This window comes from Arenibacter aquaticus (genome assembly GCF_003957295.1).
Taxonomy (GTDB): domain Bacteria; phylum Bacteroidota; class Bacteroidia; order Flavobacteriales; family Flavobacteriaceae; genus Arenibacter; species Arenibacter aquaticus.
This window is the reverse complement of the sequence record NZ_RQPJ01000022.1, coordinates 1-6,578: the sequence shown is the minus strand read 5'-3', so window position 1 is coordinate 6,578 and position 6,578 is coordinate 1. Positions and strand designations below refer to the sequence as shown.

Sequence of the window (6,578 nt, the reverse complement as noted above, 5' to 3'; positions counted from 1 at the left end):
CATTTACCTCTCGGTCCTCTGCGGTTAAGGAGTTTTAGCTGCGCCTCCCTTTTCCTGCTGTAAAAATCCCTTGATTTACTACGCATATAAAAATAGGCCGTTAGGCTTTCTAAGAGGCTTTTTGCTTTTGCCTATTGACTAATGACTGACCACTGCTCACTTTACATTGTTTATTGCTAATTGATATTTATTTAAGGGGCTACGTCATTGCGAGAAGCTTTTGCGACGAAGCAATCTTACCATAAATAAGCAGATTGCCACGCTGCGCCTACCTAGCGGTAGGCTTGCTCGCAATGACGGCATTTATTAAGGTTTGAGCAACTGATTACTGTTCACTTACAACTGTTTACTGATTACTCTTCACTCCAGCTTCTTATCTCTCTTCTCTTTTTTCTTAGCTCATTGAGCTTTTGGCTTTTGCCTAATGACTGACCACTGTTTACTCATTACTGTTTACTGACCACTGATTACTGACCACTGATTACTGCCATCTGTTCACTCCACATTGTTTATTGCTCATTACTAATTGTTCATTGTTCATTGAAAAAGTCGCATTAGTGATTGCAATGGATAGCTCCCAAAAGGGGGACTTGGCATAGGACACTTTTGGGACTAGCAATGGAAAGCACGACCGCTTGGCATATTTAAGGCCAAGGGGGAATGCCCAAAAACAATAAAACCTGAAAATATGTGGGGGTGTGGGGAGGTGATTCTGACAGCTTGTCATATTTTTTGTCATGGCACAATCATTGACCTATTAGAGCCGAGTACTAAAAAGAATTTTCAAAACAGTAAATATATAAACATGAGTAAAATTATTGGAATAGATTTAGGAACAACAAACTCTTGTGTTTCCGTAATGGAAGGTAACGAAGCTGTTGTTATCCCAAATGCAGAAGGTAAGAGAACTACTCCATCTGTCATTGCTTTTGTAGAGGGTGGCGAGATCAAGGTTGGAGATCCTGCCAAGAGACAGGCAGTTACGAATCCAAATAAAACTATTTATTCCATAAAACGATTTATGGGAAATAAGTTTTCCGAATCCAGCAAGGAGGCGGACAGGGTTCCTTATAAAGTAGTGAAGGGAGATAACGATACCCCAAGGGTAGATATTGATGGGCGTTTGTATTCCCCACAGGAATTGTCGGCGATGATACTTCAGAAAATGAAGAAGACTGCCGAGGATTATTTAGGACAGGATGTGAGTAGAGCGGTGATTACCGTTCCTGCCTACTTTAACGATGCACAGCGACAGGCTACCAAGGAGGCCGGTGAGATTGCCGGACTTACAGTAGAAAGAATTATAAACGAGCCTACCGCGGCTTCTTTGGCCTACGGTATGGACAAGAAGGATACGGACCAAAAAATTGTGGTCTTTGATTTTGGTGGTGGTACGCATGATGTATCTATCCTGGAATTGGGCGACGGTGTCTTTGAAGTATTGGCAACGGATGGGGATACCCATTTGGGTGGTGATGACGTGGACCAAAAGATTATTGATTGGTTGGCCGATGAGTTTAACAAGGAAGAGAATATAGACCTGCGTAAGGATCCTATGGCTTTGCAACGTTTAAGGGAGGCTGCCGAGAAGGCAAAAATTGAATTGTCCTCTTCTGCACAGACCGAGATAAACCTTCCGTATGTAACGGCTACCGCATCTGGACCCAAGCACTTGGTAAGGACCTTGTCCAAGGCCAAGTTTGAGCAATTGATTGACGATTTGGTAAAACGTACCATTGAGCCTTGTTCTGCCGCTTTGAAGTCGGCCGGATTGAGCAAGAGCGATATAGACGAGATTATTTTGGTGGGTGGATCTACCAGGATCCCTGCCGTACAGGATGCCGTAGAGAAGTTCTTTGGCAAAAAACCTTCCAAAGGGGTTAACCCGGATGAGGTGGTTGCCGTAGGTGCTGCCATCCAAGGTGGGGTATTGACAGGGGATGTAAAAGACGTTCTTTTATTGGATGTTACCCCATTGTCCCTAGGTATTGAAACTATGGGAAGTGTAATGACCAAGTTGATAGAGGCCAATACTACGATTCCTACCAAGAAATCGCAGGTATTCTCTACTGCGGCGGACAATCAGCCATCTGTTGAGATCCACGTGTTGCAGGGAGAGCGCCCTATGGCCAAGGATAACAAGACCATTGGACGTTTCCATTTGGACGGAATTCCACCTGCACAAAGGGGAGTGCCACAGATTGAGGTAACCTTTGATATAGATGCCAATGGTATTATAAAAGTATCGGCTACCGATAAGGCTACCAATAAGAGTCAGGATATTAGAATTGAGGCTTCTTCCGGATTAACAGAGGAGGAGATCAAGAAAATGAAGGCAGAGGCGGAAGCCAATGCAGAGGCCGATAAAACAGCCAAGGAAACTGCCGATAAATTGAATGAGGCAGACGGAATGATCTTCCAGACCGAGAAGCAATTATCCGAATTTGGCGATAAGTTGTCCGATGACAAGAAGAAGCCAATAGAAGAGGCTTTGGAAGAGCTTAAAAAGGCCTATGAGTCTAAAGATCTTGCGGTTATTACCCCTGCTTTGGATAATATCAACGAGGCTTGGAAAGTGGCATCGGAAGAAATGTACAAAGCCCAGGCGGAAGCACAGCAAGGTGCCCCAGCCGGTGGTGGAGATGCAGCATCTGCTAACGGAGAGGCCAGTGAATCTGCCGATAACGTTGAGGATGTAGATTTTGAAGAAGTGAAATAAGGATTTTTCTTTTTACATAATAAAACCCCCGTCAAGCAATTGATGGGGGTTTTTTGTTGGTGGGGTTATGGGGTTATGGGAATTCGTCATTGCGATCCCGCCTGATTTGGGGCAGGGAGCTTTTGCGAAGAAGCAATCTTACCATAAATAAGCAGATTGCCACGCTACGTCGGCCTGACGGCAGACTCACTCGCAATGACGTCTGTTAATTCAGTTAATAAGGTTAAAGCAACTGACAACTGATTACTGTTCACTCCAGCTTCTTATCTCTCTTCTCTTTTTTCTTAGCTCATTGCACTTTTGGCTTTTGCCTATTGACTAATGACTGCTCAATGCTCACTGACAACTGTTTACTAATTATTGATGACTGTTCACTCCACATTGTTTATTGTTAATTGATTATTGCTAATTGTCAATTGACTTCTTGTCACCCGAGGTAACCCTTTCTTCTTCTCGATACAATTTTTTTCCGCTACGCTTCATAAAATCACTCGAAGTGACGAAAGGCTTGCTCGAAGTGACGGTGTTTGGCATGTAGATTTGAATGGGCGTCATTGCGAGAAGCTTTTGCGACGAAGCAATCTTACCATAAATAATCAGATTGCCGCGCTACGCCTATCTAGCGGTAGGCTTGCTCGAAGTGACGGCACAGAGGCCCACCTTTAAGGAGCTAAACCCTTTTGACGGCCGGGCACGCCTGCCTGCGGTAGGCAGGTCTACATATCGGTAGGTAAACTCGAAGTGACGGTGTTTGGCATGTAGATTTGAATGGGCGTCATTGCGAGAAGCTTTTGCGACGAAGCAATCTTACCATAAATAAGCAGATTGCCGCGCTACGCCGGCCTGACGGCAGACTCACTCGCAATGACGTAATGAATACTGTTTACTGACCACTGTTTACTGAAAACTGTTCACAGAAGACTGTTCACTCCCTATTGTTTATTGCTAATTGCTAACTGTTAATTGTCCAAAGTCCTACAGGTTTCTTCGGCAATTGCATTCTTCCATACTGCGGTCTAGGCGGCCAAAGCGATAGCGGTATTCCAGTCCCAGGGTAAATTGGTTGTCATTGGGGTCATTGAAATCCGTGCCCAGGCTAATGCCGTAGTATTCCCTTTTGGAGGGTTGGTAGTGAAGGGATAGGTAGGTGTATATGTTTTTATGGGTGGGATCCCACCGGCTTCGATGACGTCCCATATTTTCCACATAACTGCCCTTGACCATATAGCCTATTTTGGACAGTTGCCCTGTAATCCCAATATGATGGGCCGCGTAGGTATTGTTGATTATGGCTGTTACTTCCTCATTGGGAGTGATAAAAGGGGTGCCTATAACGTTGCCAAAATAGGTCCAGCCAGAACGGTAAATACCATTGCTAAAGTAGTTGTCGGACCCACGATTAGGGGCATAGCCACTATGGGAAAGGCTATGCTGGTATTCATACAGCAATCCTTTTACATAATTATTTCTGGGGGAGGACCAGAAGGCACCCCAGACTCCATCGGGGAAATTTTGCCATTCGCGCCCAGAGGTATCCTCAAAAATGGTCTGGTAGTAAAGGTGCAGCTGCTGACTGTTCCTAAAGTTGTATTTATAATCCAGGTGATAGGAACCTATATGGTTGCCCAGGGCGTTTATTTGATCGCCCATAGAGGAGTAGGTGGTACCGGAGAGACCAAAGACAATCCGTAGGTAGTCCCTAATGCCATCGGGCTGGGGACCTTGGGTCTCACTTACGCCTCCCCATTGGACGTAGTGGTGGAGACCAAGAGATAAGACAGAGTTCCTGGAAGTGTTAAAGTTAAAGGTTAGTTCTTTATGGTGTATCCTAGCCTTGTCTACCACCCTGTCATCATTAAGGAGGTAGTGCCCAAAGGCGCCATCCAGGCTTATTACATTGGAGATTCTGAGTGGGATGATGGTGGCCACTTCAACCCCTGGCAGGGGTCGGGCATTGTTGCTCCATAGGATGTCACCGCCCACGCTGGAGAGCCCCATACGTTTTAGTGGCCGTTGTTTGGCCCCTAAGGTAAGGCCAAAATTATAGAGTTCGTACACCCCATAGTATTGGTTTATTGCTGCCCCATCTTCCTGTTCCTGGTTAAGGGCATAATATATACCGCCACCAAAGGCCAGTCGGCTATGTTCGCTGAGGTAGGTAGAGTATTCGGTGTTCACCGTGCCCAATAGCCAGGTGCTTTTGTCCACCAATCCGTTGGTATTGCTATGGGACCAAAAGGAATTTTCTTCGCCATGGATCAGGGCCCGTAGTCCTAGGTCGGTTATAAAGTGGTCTTGGGATTTTACTAGTAGGGGGAGGATTGTAAAAGTAAGGAGTACGCCTAATTTTTTAATCATTGAAATGTAATTTCCGTCTATATGGTGTTCCGGTTACGAAGGGCACAATTTATGCATTTATTTGGGATTAGAGGAGGGGAAAAGGTATAAGAAATAAGAAAAATGGAAAAAGGGGGAGTAATGTAGCAATGGTTTAATGGGTTAATGTGAAAATGTACTAATGGGTTACTGGGTTAATGTGAAAATGTAGCAATGGGTTTATGTGGAGATTGGGAATTGATTATTGTTCATTGAAAAAGCCTTACCCCGACCCTAAAGGGTGGGCTTTTTCCACCAATCAACTGTCTTTTCTCTCTTCTCTTTTTTCTTAGCTCTTTTAGCTAATGGTTAGTAACTATCTACACTTCATTTTTCCATGTCACCTGGACAGAGACCTTTTTCAGGTAGACGAGAGGTCTCACTTATTTTGTTGGATGTTATATGGTTAAGGAAAGTCGTCAGTTCGAATGCTTCTCGATACAATTTTATTTCGCTGTGCTGCATAAAAACACTCGAAGTGACGTAGCCGTTAGGTATGTTGTATCGAGAACTGGTTTGGTGTTTCCCCGTCTGCTTCTCGCTTCTCAATACAATTTTATTCCGCTATGCTCCATAAAATCACCCGCCTGACGGCCGGGCAGGCCTGCCTGCGGTAGGCAAGCTCGACCGGACATTGCTCACTGTTTACTCATTACTGCCCACTGATTACTGATTTCTAAAGTCTGTTCACTCCTTATTGTTTATTGCTAATTGCTAATTGTTTATTGAAAAAGCCTTCCCCCGACCCTAAAGGGTGGGCTTTTTCCACCAATCAACTGTCTTTTCTCTCTTCTCTTTTTTCTTAGCTCTTTTAGCTAATGGTTAATAACTATCTACACTTCATTTTTCCAAGTCACCTGGACAGAGACCTTTTTCAGGTCGACGAGAGGTCTCACTTATATGGTTATGTAGTTATATGGTTATACGGTTAAGGGATTGTCAATGTGGAAATTGGTTAATGTGAAAATGTAGCAATGTGGGAATGTAACAATGGGTTAATGTGGAAATGTCACAATGTGGGAATGTAACAATGGGTTTATGTGGAGATTGGGAATTGGTTATTGTTCATTGAAAAAGCCTTCCCCCGACCCTAAAGGGTGGGCTTTTTCCACCAATCAACTGTCTTTTCTCTCTTCTCTTTTTTCTTAGCTCTTTTAGCTAATGGTTAATAACTATCTACACTTCATTTTTCCAAGTCACCTGGACAGAGACCTTTTTCAGGTCGACGAGAGGTCTCACTTATATGGTTATGTAGTTATATGGTTATACGGTTAAGGGATTGTCAATGTGGAAATTGGTTAATGTGAAAATGTACCAATGTGAAAATGTAGCAATGGGTTTATGAAGCAATTTGGAAAATTACTAATTGTTAATTGACTGCTTGTCACCCGAGGTAACCCCTTTCGCTTCTCGATACAAGTATTTGATGTTTAGATTTCACATAGGGTCTGGCGAAAAAAGATTTGAAGGTTCTAGCTTGCTA

At 43.9% G+C, this 6,578-nt stretch carries 2 protein-coding genes; one reads left to right on the top strand and one right to left on the bottom strand.

The genetic code is table 11. The features are described 5' to 3' along the window. The first annotated feature begins 805 nt into the window (after nucleotides 1-805). On the top strand, nucleotides 806-2,719 hold the full coding sequence (gene dnaK / locus EHW67_RS19875) for a molecular chaperone DnaK (protein WP_126164163.1): 1,914 nt from the start codon (nucleotides 806-808) through the stop codon (nucleotides 2,717-2,719). Between the two features lie 975 nt (nucleotides 2,720-3,694). Here dnaK and EHW67_RS19870 read toward each other — a convergent pair. Next, a complete protein-coding gene (locus tag EHW67_RS19870; protein WP_126164162.1) occupies nucleotides 3,695-5,077 on the bottom strand; it encodes a capsule assembly Wzi family protein in 1,383 nt (460 codons plus the stop codon). Between the last annotated feature and the right edge of the window lie 1,501 nt (nucleotides 5,078-6,578).